At 39.8% G+C, this 20,086-nt stretch carries 24 protein-coding genes and 1 pseudogene; 7 read left to right on the top strand and 18 right to left on the bottom strand.

What is annotated here, in order from left to right; genetic code table 11:
* Positions 1–117 precede the first annotated feature (117 nt).
* Positions 118–5,070 carry a DEAD/DEAH box helicase gene (locus TRESADRAFT_RS07450; RefSeq protein WP_002704400.1) on the top strand — a complete coding sequence of 1,651 codons (4,953 nt, stop codon included), beginning with the start codon at positions 118–120 and terminating at the stop codon, positions 5,068–5,070.
* Between the two features lie 221 nt (positions 5,071–5,291).
* Here the strand turns inward: TRESADRAFT_RS07450 and TRESADRAFT_RS16820 are convergent.
* From TRESADRAFT_RS16820 to TRESADRAFT_RS07420, 9 genes and pseudogenes are all read right to left on the bottom strand, one after another.
* Positions 5,292–5,417: pseudogene (locus TRESADRAFT_RS16820) on the bottom strand (DUF6078 family protein); the annotation flags it as partial.
* Positions 5,414–5,656 carry a hypothetical protein gene (locus tag TRESADRAFT_RS16000; protein WP_002704397.1) on the bottom strand — a complete coding sequence of 81 codons (243 nt, stop codon included), beginning with the start codon at positions 5,654–5,656 and terminating at the stop codon, positions 5,414–5,416. The gene TRESADRAFT_RS16000 and the pseudogene TRESADRAFT_RS16820, both read right to left, overlap by 4 nt.
* A gap of 81 nt (positions 5,657–5,737) precedes the next feature.
* Positions 5,738–6,559, bottom strand: coding sequence for a sugar phosphate isomerase/epimerase family protein (locus TRESADRAFT_RS07445; protein WP_002704395.1), 822 nt, complete (start codon positions 6,557–6,559; stop codon positions 5,738–5,740).
* A 34-nt stretch (positions 6,560–6,593) separates the two neighbouring features.
* Positions 6,594–7,043, bottom strand: a complete 450-nt coding sequence (locus tag TRESADRAFT_RS07440) for a C-GCAxxG-C-C family protein (RefSeq protein ID WP_002704394.1) — start codon at positions 7,041–7,043, stop codon at positions 6,594–6,596.
* A gap of 17 nt (positions 7,044–7,060) precedes the next feature.
* Entirely contained in the window at positions 7,061–7,372 is a 312-nt protein-coding gene (locus TRESADRAFT_RS15660) for an ArsR/SmtB family transcription factor (protein ID WP_002704392.1), read from the bottom strand.
* A gap of 109 nt (positions 7,373–7,481) precedes the next feature.
* Positions 7,482–8,045, bottom strand: coding sequence for a TetR/AcrR family transcriptional regulator (locus tag TRESADRAFT_RS07435; protein ID WP_002704390.1), 564 nt, complete (start codon positions 8,043–8,045; stop codon positions 7,482–7,484).
* Between the two features lie 10 nt (positions 8,046–8,055).
* Complete coding sequence (locus TRESADRAFT_RS07430) at positions 8,056–8,820, bottom strand: ABC transporter ATP-binding protein (RefSeq protein ID WP_002704388.1); 765 nt, start codon at positions 8,818–8,820, stop codon at positions 8,056–8,058.
* Between the two features lie 3 nt (positions 8,821–8,823).
* Complete coding sequence (locus TRESADRAFT_RS07425; RefSeq protein ID WP_050985061.1) at positions 8,824–9,798, bottom strand: FecCD family ABC transporter permease; 975 nt, start codon at positions 9,796–9,798, stop codon at positions 8,824–8,826.
* Positions 9,770–10,810: an ABC transporter substrate-binding protein gene (locus TRESADRAFT_RS07420; protein WP_002704384.1), complete on the bottom strand. Its 1,041-nt coding sequence runs from the start codon at positions 10,808–10,810 to the stop codon at positions 9,770–9,772. The genes TRESADRAFT_RS07425 and TRESADRAFT_RS07420 overlap by 29 nt, the downstream gene beginning before the upstream one ends.
* A 157-nt stretch (positions 10,811–10,967) precedes the next feature.
* On the opposite strand from TRESADRAFT_RS07420, the gene TRESADRAFT_RS16695 reads away from it, so the two are divergent.
* Positions 10,968–11,552: a DapH/DapD/GlmU-related protein gene (locus TRESADRAFT_RS16695; RefSeq protein WP_002704378.1), complete on the top strand. Its 585-nt coding sequence runs from the start codon at positions 10,968–10,970 to the stop codon at positions 11,550–11,552.
* A gap of 11 nt (positions 11,553–11,563) precedes the next feature.
* Positions 11,564–12,178 carry a flavodoxin gene (locus tag TRESADRAFT_RS07410; protein WP_002704376.1) on the top strand — a complete coding sequence of 205 codons (615 nt, stop codon included), beginning with the start codon at positions 11,564–11,566 and terminating at the stop codon, positions 12,176–12,178.
* Positions 12,179–12,308: 130 nt separating this feature from the next.
* Here the strand turns inward: TRESADRAFT_RS07410 and TRESADRAFT_RS07405 are convergent, their stop codons facing one another.
* A complete protein-coding gene (locus TRESADRAFT_RS07405) occupies positions 12,309–12,692 on the bottom strand; it encodes a PBECR3 domain-containing polyvalent protein (RefSeq protein WP_040842572.1) in 384 nt (127 codons plus the stop codon).
* A 167-nt stretch (positions 12,693–12,859) separates the two neighbouring features.
* On the opposite strand from TRESADRAFT_RS07405, the gene TRESADRAFT_RS07400 reads away from it, so the two are divergent.
* Entirely contained in the window at positions 12,860–13,402 is a 543-nt protein-coding gene (locus tag TRESADRAFT_RS07400; protein WP_002704374.1) for an aldo/keto reductase, read from the top strand.
* A 6-nt stretch (positions 13,403–13,408) separates the two neighbouring features.
* Here the strand turns inward: TRESADRAFT_RS07400 and TRESADRAFT_RS07395 are convergent, their stop codons facing one another.
* Positions 13,409–13,762, bottom strand: coding sequence for a hypothetical protein (locus tag TRESADRAFT_RS07395; protein ID WP_040842571.1), 354 nt, complete (start codon positions 13,760–13,762; stop codon positions 13,409–13,411).
* Positions 13,763–13,956: 194 nt separating this feature from the next.
* On the opposite strand from TRESADRAFT_RS07395, the gene TRESADRAFT_RS07390 reads away from it, so the two are divergent.
* Complete coding sequence (locus TRESADRAFT_RS07390) at positions 13,957–14,358, top strand: ferritin family protein (protein WP_002704370.1); 402 nt, start codon at positions 13,957–13,959, stop codon at positions 14,356–14,358.
* 3 nt (positions 14,359–14,361) lie between these two features.
* Positions 14,362–14,898, top strand: a complete 537-nt coding sequence (locus tag TRESADRAFT_RS07385; protein WP_002704368.1) for a GNAT family N-acetyltransferase — start codon at positions 14,362–14,364, stop codon at positions 14,896–14,898.
* 7 nt (positions 14,899–14,905) lie between these two features.
* Here TRESADRAFT_RS07385 and TRESADRAFT_RS07380 read toward each other — a convergent pair whose 3' ends face one another.
* The 5 genes from TRESADRAFT_RS07380 to TRESADRAFT_RS07360 form a co-directional block, all read right to left on the bottom strand.
* Positions 14,906–15,736: a protein-ADP-ribose hydrolase gene (locus TRESADRAFT_RS07380; protein ID WP_002704366.1), complete on the bottom strand. Its 831-nt coding sequence runs from the start codon at positions 15,734–15,736 to the stop codon at positions 14,906–14,908.
* On the bottom strand, positions 15,733–16,614 hold the full coding sequence (locus TRESADRAFT_RS07375; RefSeq protein ID WP_002704364.1) for an SIR2 family NAD-dependent protein deacylase: 882 nt from the start codon (positions 16,612–16,614) through the stop codon (positions 15,733–15,735). Before TRESADRAFT_RS07375 ends, TRESADRAFT_RS07380 begins: the two co-directional genes overlap by 4 nt.
* A gap of 160 nt (positions 16,615–16,774) precedes the next feature.
* Positions 16,775–17,200, bottom strand: coding sequence for an Rrf2 family transcriptional regulator (locus TRESADRAFT_RS07370; protein ID WP_002704361.1), 426 nt, complete (start codon positions 17,198–17,200; stop codon positions 16,775–16,777).
* Positions 17,191–17,667, bottom strand: a complete 477-nt coding sequence (locus tag TRESADRAFT_RS07365) for a pyridoxamine 5'-phosphate oxidase family protein (RefSeq protein WP_002704359.1) — start codon at positions 17,665–17,667, stop codon at positions 17,191–17,193. The genes TRESADRAFT_RS07370 and TRESADRAFT_RS07365 overlap by 10 nt, the downstream gene beginning before the upstream one ends.
* Before the next feature lie 63 nt (positions 17,668–17,730).
* Positions 17,731–18,360 carry an NAD(P)-dependent oxidoreductase gene (locus TRESADRAFT_RS07360; RefSeq protein WP_002704357.1) on the bottom strand — a complete coding sequence of 210 codons (630 nt, stop codon included), beginning with the start codon at positions 18,358–18,360 and terminating at the stop codon, positions 17,731–17,733.
* A gap of 298 nt (positions 18,361–18,658) precedes the next feature.
* Between TRESADRAFT_RS07360 and TRESADRAFT_RS07355 the strand changes: the two genes are divergently transcribed.
* Positions 18,659–18,874, top strand: coding sequence for a hypothetical protein (locus TRESADRAFT_RS07355; RefSeq protein ID WP_040842569.1), 216 nt, complete (start codon positions 18,659–18,661; stop codon positions 18,872–18,874).
* Positions 18,875–19,110: 236 nt separating this feature from the next.
* Here the strand turns inward: TRESADRAFT_RS07355 and TRESADRAFT_RS07350 are convergent, their stop codons facing one another.
* A complete protein-coding gene (locus tag TRESADRAFT_RS07350) occupies positions 19,111–19,731 on the bottom strand; it encodes a hypothetical protein (protein ID WP_040842109.1) in 621 nt (206 codons plus the stop codon).
* Entirely contained in the window at positions 19,691–19,870 is a 180-nt protein-coding gene (locus tag TRESADRAFT_RS16610; RefSeq protein WP_245534336.1) for a hypothetical protein, read from the bottom strand. The genes TRESADRAFT_RS07350 and TRESADRAFT_RS16610 overlap by 41 nt, the downstream gene beginning before the upstream one ends.
* Positions 19,871–20,086: the final 216 nt, after the last annotated feature.

Here is a 20,086-nt window from a genome sequence, read left to right as displayed (position 1 = left end):
AACTTTTTATTTATTAATTCCTATAATATAGACCGTTTCTTAATAAAAGTTTATCATTTAGACTTACTGTATCAAAAAGACGAAATTTTAGACCTGTCTTTACTCTTGGAGCCGTTCATGCAAAACTTATCCTCTACAAAATTTGACCAAATCATAGACAAATACCGCATAGAATCATTTTCGGAGCGAGACAAAGGAGACCGCTTTGAAAAACTCATAAAAGCCTATCTTTTAACCAAACCGGAATATAAAAGTCAGCTTTCTGATGTCTGGCTTTGGTCTGAGTTTCCAGAAAAGTCTCAGTTCGGAACTGGCGGAAAGGACACAGGAATAGACCTTGTTTGCAGAACTCTTGACGGCGAATATTGGGCAGTTCAGTGCAAATGCTACCAGAAAAACAAAAAAATTGACCTTGCTACAGTAAGCACATTCATCACGACTTCTCAGTTCCCTTTTAGCGTTGGCGGTGAAAACAAAAATTTCTCGCACCGAATCTGGATTGACACGACCATTAACGGCTTTAATTCAGAAGCCCAGAATGCAATAGACAAGCTGCATGTTGCTAGGCTAGGTTTGATTGACTTAAAGAACGACAGCGTTGACTGGGAAAAACTTGACGCGGGGCTTTATGGAGATAAGGCTGCTTCTGTAAAATACGATTTGCGGGAACATCAGCAAAAAGCCTACGACTCTACTATCAAATATTTTGAGAATCACAATCGTGGAAAGCTTATTATGGCTTGCGGAACCGGCAAGACCTTCACTTCTCTCCGTATTTCAGAAGGACTTGCAAGAGACAGTCATCTTGTTTTATTCCTCGTTCCGTCAATTGCGCTTTTAAGCCAGACATTAAAAGAATGGTCTGCACAATGCAAACAGAATATTTATCCAATCTGTATTTGTTCTGATGCAAAGGCTTCAAAGGCAAACGATGATACAATTTCAAATCTTGTGCTTCCTGCAACTACCGATACAAATAAAGTTCGCTGGCAGTTTTTGAATTTCAAGAGGCGGCAGGCAAAAGAAGGCGGAATGATTGTCGTGTTCAGCACCTACCAGTCGATTGATGTTATCAGTAAAGTTCAGAAAGCAATTAACCTGTCTGAGAATGATTCTTTCATCTTCGATTTGATTGTCTGTGATGAAGCCCACCGAACAACCGGCTACACTCCCAACGGAAGAGAGGATTCTGCATTCGTAAAAGTTCATTCGGACAGCAATGTAAAGGCAAAAAAACGTCTTTATATGACGGCAACACCAAAACTTTATGATACGAACACCCAGACAAAAGCAAAAGAAACTGAGACAACGCTCTGGAGCATGGACGATGCTGAAATTTACGGCGAGGAAATTTACCGAATAGGCTTTGGCGAAGCTGTTGAGAAAAAGCTTCTTTCTGACTACAAGGTCGTAGTTCTTACTCTGGACGAGAATTCTGTTGACCCGAAGATTCAGAAAATCATCCTTGACCAAAAAACAGAAGATAACAAGGAAATAAAAGCGGTTGACGCAATAAAACTTATCGGTTGCATAAATGTTCTTTCAAAACGCACGAATTATCTTACGGATAAAGAACTTTTTACGGACGAAGACCCGGAGCCGATGAAGTCCGCGGTTGCATTCTGCTCAAACATTGAGAATTCAAAATATCTGAGAGACAGTTTCAATGTATGCCAGAAAGCATATTATGAAAACATGAGCGAAGATGACAGGGCTGATTTAGTTGTCGTTGAAGCAGACCATGTTGACGGTTCTATGGGAAGCTCAGTCCGAGAAGAAAAACTTGACTGGCTTAAAAAGGCAGATTCAGGCAAAAAAGAGTGCCGAATTCTGAACAATGTACGCTGTTTAAGTGAAGGTGTTGATGTTCCCAGCTTGGATGCGATTCTCTTTCTTTCAAGCCGGAACAGTGAAGTCGATGTAGTTCAGTCTGTTGGCCGTGTAATGCGTCGTGCCGAAGGGAAAAAGTACGGCTACATTATCATTCCCGTTATCGTTCCTTCAAACAGTGACGCAAGCGAAATCCTTGATAAGAGCGATGATTTTAAAATCGTATGGACAGTACTAAAAGCCCTTCGCGCTCACGATGACCGTTTTAATGCTACTGTAAACAAACTGGAGCTGAATAAAAAGAAGCCCAAGAGCATACGTGTTACAGGTGGCGGAAACTTCGGGTACGGTGAAGCCGTTTTTAAGGACGGAAGCGAAGAAAACTGGGTGCTTCAGGAATTTGATTTTGACGAGCTTCAACAGGAACTCTACGATAAATTCCAGGACTTGCAGTCACAGGTATTTGCAAAAATGGTAAGCAAAGTCGGCTCACGACGCTATTGGGCTGACTGGGGAAAAGATGTAGGCGAAATCGCAAAGCGAAATATCGAGCGTATAAACAAGCTGATTGCGGTTGACGGCGACCATAAAGAAAAATTCAATGCTTACTGGGAGGGCTTAAAAAAGAACCTCAATCCCAGCGTAAGCCAGGGCGAAGCCGTAGAAATGCTGGCTCAGCACATGATTACAAAACCAGTCTTTGAGGCTCTGTTCGGAAACGACCACTTCACAAAAGAGAACCCTGTTTCAAAATCACTGGAAGACATCGTTGCTCTGCTTGACGAAAAGAGTGACCCTGAAGACTTGGAAAAACTGGAAAGGTTCTATGATGACGTTCGTAAGCGGGCAGATGGAATCGACAATGCAGAGGCAAAACAGAAAGTCGTTGTTGAACTTTACGACTCATTCTTCAAGAACGCTTTCCCGATGACAGTTGAGAAGCTGGGGATTGTTTATACTCCAGTTCCAGTCGTTGATTTCATTTTGCACAGTACCGAGTATGTCCTGAATAAAGAATTCGGACGTTCAATCAGTGATGAGAAAGTTAACGTCATCGACCCATTCACTGGAACTGGTACATTTATCACACGACTCTTGCAGTCTGGAATTATAAAACCAGAGGATTTGGAGCGAAAATACAAGCACGAGATTTTTGCTAACGAAATCGTGCTTCTGGCTTACTACATTGCCAGCGTAAACATTGAAAACGCCTACCACGATTTGAGCGGTAAAGAAACATACGAGCCGTTCGGTGGTATCTGTTTGACCGATACATTTCAGTTGTACGAAAATGGCGACCCGACATTGAACGACGAGATTTTCAGCGAAAACAGTGACCGTGTAAATGAGCAGAAGAAACAACCTATTACCGTCATCGTTGGAAATCCACCGTATTCGGTAGGTCAAAAATCTGCTAATGATAACGCACAGAATCAGTCGTATCCAAAACTAGAAGGAAGAATTTCAAGTACTTACGTTGCAAAATCAGAAGCAACACTGAAAAACTCAACTTATGATTCATACATTAAAGCCTTCCGTTGGGCAAGCGACCGTCTTGATAAAACAGACGGAGGCGTTATTGCCTTCGTCTCAAATGGAGCATGGCTTGATGGTAATGCACAGGACGGATTTAGAAAAACCATTGAACAAGAATTTAGCTCAATATATGTTTTCAATTTAAGAGGTAATCAGCGTACGAGTGGAGAACTTTCTAGAAAAGAAGGTGGTAAGATTTTTGGTTCAGGAAGTCGAACCCCTATTGCTATTACACTCCTTGTAAAAAAGTCGGGTCATTCTGGAAAAGCTAAGATTATGTATCATGACATTGGTGATTACTTGAGTCGTGAAGATAAATTGAAAATTATTTCAGACTTCCATGACATTGCTCAAATGAAACTTGACCAGATAACCCCAAATGAACATGGAGACTGGATTAGTGTAAGAAATGAAAAATTCTCAACGTGGATACCATTAGGAGATAAAAAAACTTCAAATAATAATACATTCTTTGTTCCTCTTTACTCAAATGGTGCAAAAACACAGAGAGACGCATGGTCGTATAATTCTTCATACGATAAAATTGAGTCTGTCGCTAAAGAAAGTATAGATTTTTATAACAATACAATACAAGAAATAAAAGAAGGAAAACGCACATCACCAGAATTTAATACAACAAAGATTTCTTGGTCTGACGGAGTTCTTGATGACTTAAAAAAAGAGCGTCTTTATAATTATGATGATGCTGAAATTCGAGAAGCAATGTACAGACCTTTCTTTATGCAGAAAATTTTGTGGTATTCACCTCTCGTTGATAGGATGGGCAAATTACCTCAAATTTTCCCAACAACATCTCATAAAAATTTGTTGATTTGTATACCAGGACTTGGTGATAAAAAAGACTTCTCAACATTAATAACAAATACAATCCCTGATTTGGGAATGTTAGCGTCTAGTCAGTGTTTCCCTCTTTATTGGTATGAAATCATAAAACCAGACCAAAATTCTCTCTTTGGAGACGACGATGCACAAATTATAAAACATGAAGGTGTTACAGATTTTATTCTAGAACGAGCACAGACTAAGTATGGAAACAAAGTTCAGAGAGAAGACATCTTCTATTATGTTTACGGACTTCTACACTCAAAAAGCTATAAAGAAACGTATTCTGCTGACTTAAAAAAAATGATGGCTCGTATTCCACTTGTATCCGACTACGAAAAATTCTGGGCTTTCAGCAAAGCAGGACGAGAACTGGCAAATCTTCATTTGAATTACGAGAAGGTCGCACCGTCTCCAGACGTAACTGTTGACTCACTTAAAAATGCTGTCTTAAAAATCCCTAAGTCACGCAATGTTCCAGACGATGCCCTTATGGTCGCAGGAGACAATGAAAGAGCAAAAGCCGACGAATATGCCTATTATGCGGTTGAGCAGATGAAGTTTCCGAAAAAAGGACAGAAAGACACAATCATCTACAACCACTATCACACGATAAAGAATATTCCGGAAAAAGCCTACGAGTATGTTGTGAACGGAAAGTCCGCAATCGAGTGGATTATGGAGCGTTATGCCGTCACCACCGACAAAAAGAGCGGAATCACCAATAACCCAAACGACTGGAGCCGGGAGCACCAAAAGCCACGCTATATTCTGGATTTGCTTCTGTCAGTGATTAATATTAGCGTTCAGACGGTGGACATTGTAAACAGTCTGCCAGAAGTTGACTGGGACAAGGAGTAGTTTTTTTCACTGCCGCGTTAGGGATTGTAGCCACACCGGAGGCGGCCACTGGATTTCGGTAATTTGCAGAGCAAACGGACGAAGGAAGCGGGTGAAGCAATAGCGAAATGGCAAAAAGCAGCCTTCGCTAATATCCCAAAACTTGTGGCAGTTTCTTTTGGTGAAACAGTATTTTTAATACTGTGAAACAAAGTGTTTTGTACTATGAAACAGTCTGTTTATTACTTTGAAACTGTTGACTCCCAGTTATATTCTTCTGTAAAGCGGGTGTATGCTGGCTTTTCTGCAATTCCGTGTTTCTCAAAAATATTTTGAAAAATTTTCTGCTCTTTTGGCATTACAGCTACTTCTTCTCTGTAAAATCTGTAGTATTTTGTATGGTCGAATCTGGTAAGTAAATCTTTTTTTTACTTCCTTTGCTATTTGATATGGCAGCCTGTCCATGACCGCCGCTTTTCAATCTTATAGGCACGCCTTCCTTAGATGGAGTGGTATAATCTCCTTCAAGGCTGTGTATAAGCGCTTTATGGTGAATCATCCTACTACCGTGAGTCGTGTAGTAAATTCCACTTCTACCGCTACCCATTTTCTTTAGCTCCTTGTCTTGAGCTTTAAATCGCTCACAAGACCGAAAAGCTGAAAAGTTAGCTGTAGAAAAGGTAATCCTTTATTTTCTCTTTTCCAAATACTCCACAGATTTTTCAAGAGCAGCAATTGTTTTAGTTTCGAGAACACATCTTGCATTACGCTCTTCGGCTAGCTGAAGACGTTCATCAAGATTGATTTCACCATCGCCTAAAGCCAAGTGATTTTTTTGAGGAGTTTCTGAACCATCGTGAATATGAAAATGAATAAGACGATATTCATGAGATTTTATAAAAGGAACATCTGTTTCTCCGATTGCTTTGGAATGACCAATATCCCAAGTTAGTGCAAAGCAGTGACTTTCTAGTAGGAATTCTATAGCTTCCTTTTCGTACTCTCTAAAGCCGTCTGTATTTTCAATTACAATTTTGATATCAGAATTACCAATCCATCGTTCACATTTTTTTCTGAAATCAGCAAATGACTTCATATAAGTCTTAAAATCTCGTTCATACATCTGCACTTTTCTATCTGGCAAAGTGATATAAATTCCGTGATGCATATGCATATTTATAGTGAGCGGTTGAGTTGTATCTCCAAATTTATTGCGTAAAGGAAGAAGTTTTTTTGCAACTTTGATTGTTCGACGAACCGTTTCAAGATATGCTCCTCTTACCAGTGAATTAAAATCTGCAATGTTCAGGTTTTCATCCAGATGAATTGTATAATAAATCTGAGCCTCGTTTGCCGCCTTAATCAGAAGATTTGTCTGTTCCAGTTTTTCAATCTGATACTCAGGAAAGTTCATATTCAGCTCAATAAACTTTAGCCCCAGCCTTTTGCACAAAGAGATGTTTTCTTCCAAAGTTTTATTTTCAATTAGAGTTGGCATTCCAAACTGCATATTCTATTCCTTGTTTTGTAAAACTGTACAATACTTAAGCTCTCTTTTGTTTCTGAATTATTTCTTCAACAACATCAACAGCGGTGGCGACCATCTTTGGACAAAAGTTAGTGAATAGTTTATTATCCACACAAAATTGATGACCTTTTTCTGTCGTAATATCGTAGCCCAACAAATCATTGCAGATGTAAGAGCCGCATTTTTCTTTGAAGCGGGTCATCATTAAATCATTCACTTTATTTGATAACTGCAAACCTTCTGTGTCGCCAACGCTTTTCTGACCATACAATAATCCGAGCACCATCAAAGCTCCGCTCACAGCTCCGCATACATGCCCTTTTCGCATACCGCCACCAAAACAGCTACCAAGTTTTAGAGCCTCTTCTTCTGTAATTCCGCATTCTTCTGCAAAAGCCGCCAGAACCGACTGAGAACAATGTAACTTTTGCGAAAAAAAATTCACCGCTTTTTCTTTGTGATTCATCAATAGCCCCTTTATATTTAACAGCAACATTTTCCATTTGATTTTTTCGCAGTTGAAGTTTTACAAGTGAACTCAGATACAGCACTCTTAAACTCCAAGAACTTTTCGTTGTTTATTGAATAATAAGTCCACTTGCCTTCTTTTCGTGAAACAACAAGATTGCATTCAGTAAGAATCTTCATGTGATGAGAAAGTGTCGGCTGAGTGATATTAAAAGCATCAAGAATTTTACAGGCACACAATTCCCCGCCTGAGAGCATTTTTATAATCTGGAGACGGTTTTCATCTCCCAAAGCCTTGCAGATAAGAGCCATTTCTGATTCATTCATAGGTCACCTCATATTGATAAATATCTATGTGAGGTACTATAGTCAATACATAGATGATTGTCAATATGAGTATGTTTTTAATTTGAGTCTTTTACAAATGGAGGCAGTTTTAATTGTTCGTAAATCCTTTCATCCCCTTTTCTAGCAAGGTCGTCGCAAGCTCAATCATTTCTTCCATGGGAATCTTTCGCCCGTCGGCAACCCACTGGCGGTAAAGCAGAACAATGCAGTTATTAAAAGTCAAAAGGATGTTGCGAACGCTCTGGTCCAGACCTTTCATAGGATGGGACTCCGCCGCCTGTTTTGTAACACGGTTCTGCATTCTTTCGCGGATATAGTCAAAACGGCTGTCGCAGGTAACACGCTTAAAAAAATCATCCTGAGCTTCCATGTATTCAAAAAATGAGCGCACAAGTTTGTCCGTATCCTTAAGCTGGTCATAGTCCGAGACAATCGCGCTGTATTCGCTTGAATGCTTCGCCTGAATCTCAGCAAGCACATCGTCCACGCAAGTGTAATGAAGATAAAAAGTGTTGCGGTTGATTTTGGCTTTATCTGTAATCGCCTTTACGGTGATTTTCTCATAAGGAAGTTCGCAGACCATTTTTTTGAAAACGCTCTGAATAGCTTCCTTTGTGCGGATGACGCGGGGGTCGAGTTTTGCTTCGGTCATTTTTCCTCCATCAATAGTAAAAATGTAATGGGGCAGTACATTCTTCCGATACCAGAGTGTCAAATGCTGCTGAAAGAATTTCTTTTGTAACGAACTTTGATTTCCCGTCATACAGGATTTTTCCTGAATTTAAGACAATCAGCCTATCACAATATTTAATGGAAAGATTTATATCATGTATTGAAAGTACGATAGCGGCATTTAATTCTTGTTTCGCAATGGATAACAACTCAAAAAATTCTTTTTGATATTTTATATCCATTGCCGATGTCGGTTCATCAAATATGAACAAGTCACACTGTTTCATCAATGCCTTTGCAAATACACAACGCTGTAATTCTCCTCCAGATATTTCATTAATATGTTGCGTTTTATAACTTCCCAGACTGCATTGTTCAAGAACCTTTTCAAGCAACTCATAGTCTTTTTCTGTGTAGAATCCAAACTTTCTGAAAGGTCGTCTTCCCTCTAAAACAAAATCCTCGACACTGTAATAATCAGGAATTGAAAGGCGGGATTGCTGAATATAGGAAACAACCCTCGCACGCTCTTTTAAAGAATAATCTTCAATATCTTTTCCTTTAATTGTAATAGAGCCAGAATAATTTTTAAGAAAGCCTGTCATGAGATTTATAAGAGTAGTTTTTCCAGAGCCATTCTTTCCAAGAATTCCAACTATTTCGCCATTCGAAATTTTAAACGAAAGTCTATCAATTATTCTTTTAGAGGGGCTATAAGAGAATGAAAGATTTTCGACAATGCAAACATCATTCATAGATTATCTATTCCTCCTAAAAAACAATAAAAAGATAAGCAATGGAATTCCAAATAAAGAAGTAATGGCACTTATAGGAAGAATTGTAGGATGCAATATTGTTTTAGAAAAAATATCTGCAATTACTAATAAAGCAGAGCCTATGAGCATTGAGGATAACAGTAAAAGTTTTGGAGATTCCAATTTCAAAAGTCTTGAGATGTGAGGAGCTACAAGGCCTATAAAACCAATAATCCCGACAACAGAAACAGTACTAGATGCAAGTAGTGAACAAATCAAAAGAAACAAGATTCTCTCAAAGTTTACATTTACACCATACATTACCGCAGTTCTTTCTCCCTGTTGAATTAATCCCAAATCTTTTGAGAATAGAATCGAAACAACAATTGAACAAACTAATATGCCGGCAAGAACTAGAGAATCTTTTAAAGTCGCAGTTGTTAAAGAGCCTGTGGTCCAAAATGTAATTTGGTAAACTGCATCAGGTGTCGAAAAGTATTGTAAAAATGTATTTGCAGCATTAAAGAAGAAGTTCAGCGCGAGACCTATGAGAATTATATTCTTTTTATTAATTCCTGATAGAGAGGAAAGAAAAATAAGAAGAAACATGGAAATCAACGAACAGACAAAAGCCGTTATTCCAGGACTTAACCACAAAATTCCAATATTCAACTCTAAACATATAGATACAGCCGCACCGAAGGCTGACGCTGCTGATATTCCAAGAGTAAACGGCGATGCAAGCGAATTATCAAGTATTACTTGCATAATTGCTCCTGCCAAACCAAGACATGCTCCAGCTGTTATTGCAATCAAGATTTCTGGCAGACGGATGTTCATCAGAACATGAGTCAATCTGCCCCTTTCCATTGCAAAATCAATTCTTGTTGGAAACAGAAAAAGAGAAACAAAAGAGGACGTAATCACAATTAAAAATATCAGAGCAATTTTAATTGTGTGATTTTTCCCATTCTTCATAGTAATTCTTCAAACCATATGCCTTATCAAAAATACTATTAATAGTTGATTTATATTCTTCTTCAGACAGAATTTGCGGATATGCAATTCTTGCATAGTAATATGCTTCAGCAACTACAAAAACATAGTCCTTGGGACAGGAAAAAGAATGTGTAACGAATATCTTATTATCTCTGACAGCCATTGAGAATTTATAAGTGCTATCATCTAAAAGATTTTGTTTTGAAATTGATTTTTCAGAAAGTGGTTCATCAAGAAAAATAAAGTCTGGCTTCCAGTTAAGAAATTCTTCTTTGGACACTTCTGCAAATCCCCATTCGTCAACTTTACTTGCAGCAGATGCAACATTTTCGATATTGGCCAGTGCAAGCGAATCTGCTTTTTTTAATGTTCTAAATAGATTTCCTTTTGAATTTTGCACGACGATATACGCTGACTTTCTTTCGTTTTCAGGAATCTCGTTCAAAAGTTTTTCAAGTTTTCCTTTCTGCGATTGCAATTCATCGATTACAATCTTTGCATTTTTTTCTTTTCCAAGCAGTTTTCCAATTAAATTGTAGATTTCAAAATCATATCCGCTCTTAGAGACTATTGCCACTACTGGAATTCCAGTTTTCGACTGTAAAATATCCGCTGACTCTTTATTTCCTTTTAACAAAATCAAATCTGGATTAAGAGAAAGAATTTGCTCATTGTTAGGATTTTTTGCTTTTCCTAAATCTGGCAATGATTTGAGTTCTGGATTTGTCTTGCTAATTAAATATAAATCCCAATATCCTTTTGTTTTGGAGTCAAGTCCTACAACTTTATCAACCGCGCCTAACTCTTTTACAATCTGAAAGGCATTATCCGCCATTACGATTATTCTTTCAGCTGCTTTTTCTATAGATATTTCTCTTTCTGCGTAATCGGTTACTTTGATACTTACAGAATCAGACTTTATTTCTTTTTTTGAGCATCCAAGAAATAAGCTAAGAATAAAAAGAAATAATATTTGTTTCATTTTTATCATGTAATTTCTCCTATTGGCTACGACAGTTTTTTACAGAAATGCAACTCTTTAATAGTCACATTTCCTAAATCTGTCGTTTAAACAACATTATAACGCAACTTGCCCATAGAAAATAGACAGATGTCGCTTATAATGCAGATATACACAGGAGGAAACTATGGAATACACCCCAGGCTATGTTTATGAACTTATGGAAAAAGGCGGACCGACAGATGTTCGCGAGCCTTATTTTAAGGAAGCAGTCAGTGAGATGATGCGTGCCAGGAAACTCTGCGCGGTTGCGAACGCAAAAATGCCAGACGACGAAAGTTATGTTTCTGACCTTGAAGAGCTTTTCGGCAGAAAACTCGATGACGTGCGCATTCTCACTCCTTTCACCTGCGATTTTGGAAACCGCGTGAAGTTCGGGAAAAATGTCTTCATCAATCATTCGGCGATTTTGTCGGCTTCTGGCGGAATCGAGTTCGGCGACGGAGTTATGGTTGCTCCTGGTCTTCGCATTGCAACAATCAACCACGACTTTAATGAACGTCACACAAAATACACTTACGGCAAAGTCGTTATCAAAAAAAATGCGTGGATTGGAATGAATGTCACAATCTGTCCTGGTGTTACAATCGGCGAATATGCAGTGGTTGCGGCAGGAGCGGTCGTTACAAAGGACGTGCCGGATTATGCGGTTGTGGGCGGAGTGCCCGCGAAGGTCATAAAGATGCTCAATCCAGACGAACAAAAAGAATAGGAGGAGTGCAGATGAAACTAAAATCACTTTTTTCAATCGTAATGGCAGCGACTTTACTTTCAGGTTCGCTATTCGCACAAACCAAGACTTCAAAGGAGACTCAAATGGGAAAATCACTCGTAGTTTATTTTTCGCTCGCAGGCGATCAGTACAATGTTGGAATTATCAAAGAAGGAAACACTTCTATCATTGCAAAGTTCATTGCAGAAGAAACAGACTCAGAACTCTTTGAACTTCAAACTGCAAAGCCTTATCCGACTGACAGTTACAGCCGCCTGACACAGATTGCAAAAGACGAGCAGAACAAAAAAGCCCGCCCTGCCCTCAAAGCCGATATCGATATTTCCGCTTACGACACAATCTACCTCGGCTATCCTAACTGGTGGGGAGACATGCCAATGCCACTTTACACATTCTTGGAAGCCCACGATTGGAAGGGAAAAACCGTAATACCGTTTTGTACTCACGAAGGAAGCGGACTGGCCGGAACAGAAAGCCGCATCCGTTCAACCTGCAAAGGAGCAACCGTAGAAAAAGGTCTTGCCGTTCAGGGAAAGGTAGCACAGACTAACAGAAGTGCAGCGAAAAAAGCGGTTCAGGACTGGCTTGCTAAATTGGGTAAGTAGGAATGACTACAAAAAAAGCCACCTCAAGACAGGTGGCTTTATAAAAAATTTGGATGGGCGGCGTATCCATCATATCAGGTTCCCTTTCGGGAGCGCAGGGTGCCTTTCCTGCTCGTCAAATTTCACTATATTATTGCAAAGAAAGAGAGTTCTTGTCAAGTTTCTTTAATCTTCCAGATTTGCAATATGCTGCTATTTTAGATTCACTTACATCAAAAAGCGTGGCTACATAATACAAGTCTTTTGTTTCATCAAGTTTAATGCTCAAAAAGATGTTGTCTTTAAATATTTTAACAAGTTCAATTTGTTCATCAGAAAATCCTGCATAATCTGGTGAACTTATAATTTCAGGAATAAAGTCCAGATATTTTGCAGCCTTGTAATGCTTGCGTTTTAAAATGTGTGCCAAAAGCCCTTTTGAACGATAAATTTTTATTTGTTTCTGTTGCAGTCCAAGAAAAGAAATAAGAAACTCTGGAATATCTGCGACGAAAATCATTTTATCTGATGGCATGGATAAAATGTAGCAGATTTTGACTATTAATTTCTAGGCACATTTCCAAAATCTGTCGCTTTTCCTACACAAATTTGAAATCTGCACATTGAGAAAAAGGATTTCCGTGCTACACTTCTCTCAAGATTGAGATTCTGAATCAGGCTCGGAATGACAGGAGGCACAATATGCAGACAATCAAATTAAACAATGAAATCACTTGTCCTGTAATCGGACTTGGAACATTTATGCTTTCACCGAAAGATGCCCAGAACAGCACCCGCGAGGCTCTTAAAATGGGCTACCGCCTTATCGACACTGCAAACGCCTATGTGAATGAGCGCGCAGTTGGACGGGGAATCAAAGAAAGCGGAATCAACCGAAAGGAAGTATTTCTTTCTACAAAGCTCTGGCCTAGTGAATACGAAAATCAGGACGCTGTTGACGAAACTCTTGAACGTCTTGGAGTTGATTATGTTGACCTGCTCTACATCCATCAGCCTGCCGGAAACTGGCTTCAAGGCTACCGTCATCTTGAAAAGGCACTCCGCGATGGCAACGCCCGCTCAATCGGCATTTCTAATTTTGAAGGTATATATATAGAAGAACTTGAGACAAAATGGGAAACTGCTCCTCAGTTCATTCAAGTAGAGGCCCATCCATATTTTACGCAGAAGGATTTGCGCTTTTTTTGTAAATTTTCAACTAAACTCAAAATTCAGGCTATTTAGTTTCTATCAGTTGTCTATACCTTTCACCCACTTTACGGTCGAATAATCACCAGGCTTTTCCCAATACGGAATATCCTGACAGGCTCTTTCAATATCATCCATATCATCGGCTCCTAGTATTCCATCAAATTTTTCACTTAAAGCGCACCTAATTGCCGCCAATCTGTCGCATACTATTGAATTATCAATAAATTGAGTTGTTTCTTTTTCATATTGAGAAACATTCTTTTTATAAAAATAACTTCCCATTTGATGTAATGAAATTAATATATATTCAATTTCTTTCAAAATATTAACCATTTCATTTCCATCGTAAGTTATCTTTTTATTTTCATCTCTTAAAGAATTCTGGGTTTTCAATTTTTACATCTCCTTTGTAATCAGAAATGAGGCTCACGCTTCCGAGATGGTCTGAGTGGTAATAATACTGCTTTTAATAGCATTTTTTCAATTAAGATTCATCGACATCTTTCCACTACTTCCTTTTTTTGTTTCTGACAAAGCACTGTATAAAATCCCGATTAATGCTAAAATACCCCGCGGAAGGAAATTTTATGGAAATCAGCAAAAAAGATATGAAAATCCTGCTCAAAGCTCAGCAGGGAGAACTGGATGCCGTTCTCATGTACAATGCTCTGGCTGAAGTTGCAAAAATCCAGAAAGATAAGGACACCTTCCGTCAGCTTGCAAAGGAAGAAGGCCACCACGCCTCAGTTTTTCATAAGCTGACTCAAACAGAACTTACACCAAAGCACACAAAAGAAATTCTCCTTCCGATTCTCTATAAGATTTTCCCAAGATGGATTTTGTATCCCGCAATAGCACAGGGCGAATATGCAGCCGTAACGACCTATGCCACGGTAGCCGAAAAGTTCCCCGAAGTTGAAAGCGTAAAGAATGATGAAAAGCGCCACGGAGATACGGTAAAAGGATTATTGAACAAAGAACAGGATTAGAGCATGGTAGAACTTAAACCTCTGGAAGAATCTGACAAAGAGCAGTTTATAAAAGATAATCAGGAAGCCTTTAATTACGGTGCTCTGGAAGAATTTGGAATGCGCGATAATCATTTTGAAGAAGACGAGCAGATTATCTCCAGAGAAACAATAGAAAACTCAATCAAAGAAGGCGAGGCTTACCGCATAGTTGTTGACGGCAAAATTGCAGGCGGTCTGGTGTTCAGAGTAGAAAGAACAAAGGGAGACTTAGACCTGCTCTTTGTTTCTCCAAAAGCCCACAGCAAAGGAATTGGCTATGCGGCCTGGTGCCAGGTTGAAAAGCTTCATCCGGAAGTAACGCTCTGGGAAACCGTCACGCCGTATTTTGAAAAACGAAACATACACTTCTACATAAACCGCTGCGGATTTCACATCGTGGAATTTTATAACAGCCATCACCCCGACCCGAATGACCCAGATAGCCGCGAAACTTTAGACGAGCAGGACGGTCAGTTCCCGGAAGGCATGTTCAGATTTGAAAAGAGAATAATAAAATAACTCTGGATTATAATTTTTGGCCAAGCACCTTCTTATAGATTTCCAAATTCTTGTTTCCAAAGACGTTGAAAATCACTTTCTTCACGCTGGAATCCGGATTCTCTAACAGCCACTTTTCTACAGTCTCCACTGCAATCTGGGCAGCAAGGTCAGCAGGAAATCTGAATACTCCGGTTGAAATGCAGCAGAAGGCAAGCGACTCAAGCTGATTTTGAGACGCAGTTTCAAGACAGTTTTTGTAGCAGTTTGCAAGCAGGAGCTTTTCGCGCTTACCTACGCTTGTGTAAATAATGGGGCCAACAGTATGAAGCACATAACGACTTGGAAGATTAAAGGCCGGAGTGATTTTGCAAAGTCCGGTTCCTTCTTCATGCCCCTGCTTCTGCATCAGTTCGTTACAGGCAAGTCGCAGCTGAATGCCCGCAAAGGTGTGAATGCAGTTATCAATACAGGCATGAAGAGGAGCAAAGCAGCCCAAAAGCTGAGAATTAGCAGCATTTACAATCGCATCAACTTTGAGCGTGGTGATGTCACCCTGCCAAAGGTATTGTTTTGAGTTCCGATCTGTCGGACTTAAGTCGGCAATATCCGTAATACCCCGCTCTTTATTAACCTGCTGCAGGTACTCATCCTGTATTCTTAAAAACTCATCACTTATTGGATATGGAGCTCGGATATTCATCAATGAACGGAGTATATCGCGCTGGCTCTTTTCATCATCAGGAATTACAAAGCCGCCTTCATTTCCGGGCACAAGATCCAGCTTAAAGCCTGCACTACCCTTATCTTCTTTGAGGAGTTCTGTTATCAAATATAATCTGCGTTCTGCCTGTGTCATAATTCTTTTAAAACCTCATAAATATCATTATTCACGCAAATACTCTGATTTTCAATTTCTTTCGGAACTACCGCTTCTCCTTTGTTAATGCAGATGTATTTTGCTTTCGGGTTTGAATAAGTCATATTCCAGAAAGGATACTTAATGATTCCGGGTGTATTACCGCCAACACCAAGTTCCAGATAAACAATCTTTCCGTATTTATTTTCATTCAGAAAATCTTCATAACGGCCAGCTGCCTTATTCCAGCCTTCATCTTCCACAAAAGTATCATCCGCCCTGAGGTTCATGCTCATAGGCTTTCCGCAGACAGGACAGCGGGGAACCAGTTCAGACGGAACAGTCATTTTGATTCCTTCAAAACCATTTTCCGGAAGTTCCAGACCACCATCATCCTGAATTACAAAGCCCTGTTCCCTGACCATTTTTTCAACAAAAAGCTGATTATCGTAAGTTTTCTTGTGACAAGGCTCCGAGCACTGCCATAGTCCGTAATCCCCCTGAGTATAAAAGAGTCGTGACTTATCAAAACCCGCTTTCTGAAAGCAGTGATCAACATTAGTCGTAAGAACAAAATAATTTTTATTCTTCACAAGTTCAAAGAGTTCTTCATAGACAGGAATGGTCGCGTCCATGTAGCGGTTAATCATTATGTAGCGGCTCCAGTAAGCCCAGTGTTCTTCAAGAGTTTTGTAAGGATAAAAACCACCGGTGTACATATCTGAAAAACCGTATCGAGCCTGAAAGTCTGCAAAATACTTTTCAAAACGTTCACCGGAATAAGTAAAACCGGCAGAAGTTGAAAGTCCTGCTCCGGCTCCAACAACAAGGGCTTCTGCATTTTCCAAAACTGATTTGATTTTCTCGATTTCGCTCATTTTAACCTCCGCCCTCTTAAACTATTCTACCACGACAAGACGGTTGCTCTTTCGAGGTTTGCTCGCAGGCTGAGAGGTGTATTTCCTGATTGAGTGTCTTGCTTTGATTATGTCCATTAGCATTGTTGTCCTCCTTTTGGTCGTTCGTTGTTCGCTACGCTCACTCAGGTATTTCCGCAAGCAAATCCGCTATGGTCGTTTTTGAAAGTTCCGCTTCAAGAGCCTTTTGCGCTCTTTCCAGCGCGGGATCCAGCGTCCGGTGAATATTTCTTCCCACCGGGCATTTTTCGTTGGGATTTGGGTGAAAGTTAAAGACATCCCGCTCGTCTTCGCCCTCGTTTATGGCATTGTATATGGAAAGCAGCGTGATTTCCTCCGCCTTTTTCGCAAGATGAGAGCCGCCCACGCCAGCCATAGTTTCCACAATGCCAGCCTTCTGCAGCTGCAAGAGAATCTTCCTGATGATGACCGCATTCACGCCGGTGCTGGCCGCGATAAAGTCCGAAGTGACGCGATTGTTTTTTTCAAAATACTGGATGCAGAGGATTGTGTGCACTGCCGCCGTAAAACGCACGCTTATCCGCATAATGAAAACTCCTTGGGTTTTGCAAAATCCACCCGCTCTTCAAGTCCTTTTACATGCCCCAGATTGTTCATACTACCGTGAATGTTTTTCAAACAGAAGACCTTAAAAAGGGGATGGCCGGCCTTGTTTTTGTAAAGTTCACGGACAATTTCGCTCTTTTTCATAATAGCCTCTTTGACCGCCTGGTTTTCTTCAAAAACGACTTCCGCGCTGAATCTAATCCATGAAGTGGTTATTTCGTTTTTTTCAAGGCGGCTAGCGCACAAATCGATGAAAGGAAATTTTTGGAGCTCCGCGTACATGGCTTTTTCGCTGTTGGTGCAGAACCACATTTTTTCCTCATGCAAGACCATGTACTGAACAGGCCGCACCTTAGGCTTTCCGTCCAAACCGATTGTGGCAAGGTACTGCAAGCCTATGCGGTCAAGGCATTCCGCCACATCTTCTATCGTAACTTCTTTTTCCATAAAACGACCTCCGTCTCATTAATAGCAAAAATGCGGACGATTTTTACCGCCCGCATGAATACCTTACGCCCTTACAAGAGAAATCCGCTGTTTAATGTGATTTCCCCTGGTGATTTCCTCCACCAAAGCCGCAGCATAGTCAGCATAGCTGATGATGCTTTCGCCTTTTGCGTTGAGGGTAAGTTCCTCGCCGCCCCAGAGCCATTTGCCGGTTTTCGCGCCGTCTGCCTGGAAGTCCCCGGCCGGACTGATGTAAGTCCACTGCACATCATCGCGAGCGCGGAGCTCGGTCAAGGCCTTTCCCATAGCGCTTGCAAGGGGCTTGAATGCGTCGGGGAAGCCGGTCCCGTCCATGACCTGTGCCGTGTGATTCTTGTCCACATAAAGGCTTCCCGCGCCGCCAACGATGATAAGACGGGTTTTGCTTCCGCTCAAAAGGTCGCACAAGTGATTCAGAGATTTTGAATGATTTGGCAAGTCCGCCTCCGCCCATGCTCCGAACGCATCGACCACTACATCGAAGCCTGCAAGGTCATCCTTTATGAGGGCAAATAAATCTTTCTGCACAAATGACTTTGTACCGCTCTTGTTTTCGCTTTTTGCAAAGCCTGTCACTTCAAGACCCGCTACCTGTGCTTCCGCTACAACCAGTTTTCCAACTTTTCCGTTTGAACATATAACTGCGATTTTCATACGCTTTACTCCTTGTGACATATTTATTGCCAGCTTGATGTTAAGTCGATGTTGTTCTTTTCAACTTACAATAATAATGTAACAAAACCTTGTTGTAATGTCAATAGAACTTCGTTTTTTTTATTCGTCAGGAGCCACTTTTCTCTCTTCTCATACGTTCATTGTTTGTCGGGTTCAATTTACGCAATCTCTTTCCAACATTGCGGGTCTGCTTTACAAAAATAATCGCGTAGAACTTTCTCCTTTGTACGATGTTGTTTCGACAATAATCTATTCAGGCCTGACTTAAAAACTTTCAATGAAAATTGGAAAGCACTACGAGATTCAGAAAGTAACCCAAGAAGATTTTTCTCTTTTGGCTGAATCTTTGAACATTAAGTATTCCGTTCTTTCAAAAATATTTGATGATTTTGCTAAAAAGTACACAACAGCTTTTGAAGAATTAAAGGATGATGAAAAGATTTCCAGAGACGTACTCAATTCTATTTTGCAAGTTGTGAAATCCAGGTTTTGATAAATTGGTGTTTTTGATTTTTATACCAAAAATGAAAGTTGTATCACCTTCCGTTTTCGGAAGGTCGGCCAGTTCACGGTTAGGAAATACTTGACCACAAGTGCATTTCCATTCGATTTTTTCTTTTTTTTAAACAATCTGCACACCGTCTTAATCCACATGGATTGTTTGGGTCTGTAGACGGATATTCATATTCTTTTCCACAAACATGACATATTCTTCGCATTATATGAATATTAATAGACTGCCTTTATACCGTATGAATAACCGTCACGAAGCGGATTATAGCCAATGGATTCAAAATAATCACAAAGGTAATTCCATTCTATACCAGTATGGTCGGCGGATTTTATTTCTGCACAACTTAAAGCTGCGTGGCAAAGTTCGTGAATAATCAAGCTATCTGGTATCTCATATTTCGGATTATGAAGAATCCAGATGCATTCATTATCTTTACAACAAGTCGCAGTTACATTATCATATTCCTTAGTATTAAGGATGTCTGCGTATCTGATTTCTCTTGTAATCGGAAACCAGGTTTTATCAAAAAGCTTTTCGAGCTCTTTTCCTCTATTTCTAAGTTCGTTATCATACTTAAAAACACAAGGAACATTATTAACCATAGTGTTAAACTCTTTTGAAGCTTTGTAGTTATTTTCAAGTTCTGTATTATAAATACTTACAGTATCATTTGCTATGGAACTACACTGTTTAATACAAGACGTAAAAATGATAATGTCTGTAATAATAACTACAAAAAGAACTGTAAAAAGTTTTTTCATTTTTATCCTTTCTGCAAACTGATTTTTGTCTTTCTCATCTATTTTCCTTGGCTTTCTTTTCCGGCAGTTCAGCATACATACCTTCCAGAAGTTCCTGAATCAAAGCCTTATCATCAAAACTATCAAATACATGCATCAGAGTTTTCGAGCCTTCATACGGATAACGCAGTTCGGAATCTGCAAGCAGTCTGTCCGATGTCGTTGTTCTCTTCAAAAACAGCTCATCACCGCAAACGTCACCTATCAGCTTTCCTTTAAAATATAAGGTATCCGCCCATCATAGATTTTATGACAATATCGCCAGCTTCAGAAAAACAGTCGCGAACATATTCATTAAACTCATTCACCATGATTTTTCCTTTTCTGCTTTAGAGCAAAAAGCAACCTTCTCTAATATCCAAAAACTTGTGGCAGTTTCTTTTGGTGAAAC

The sequence above is a fragment of the Treponema saccharophilum DSM 2985 genome, assembly GCF_000255555.1.
GTDB classification, from domain to species: Bacteria; Spirochaetota; Spirochaetia; order Treponematales; family Treponemataceae; genus Treponema_D; species Treponema_D saccharophilum.
Note: the sequence above shows the minus strand (reverse complement) of the source record. Positions and strands in the feature narration are given on the sequence as shown.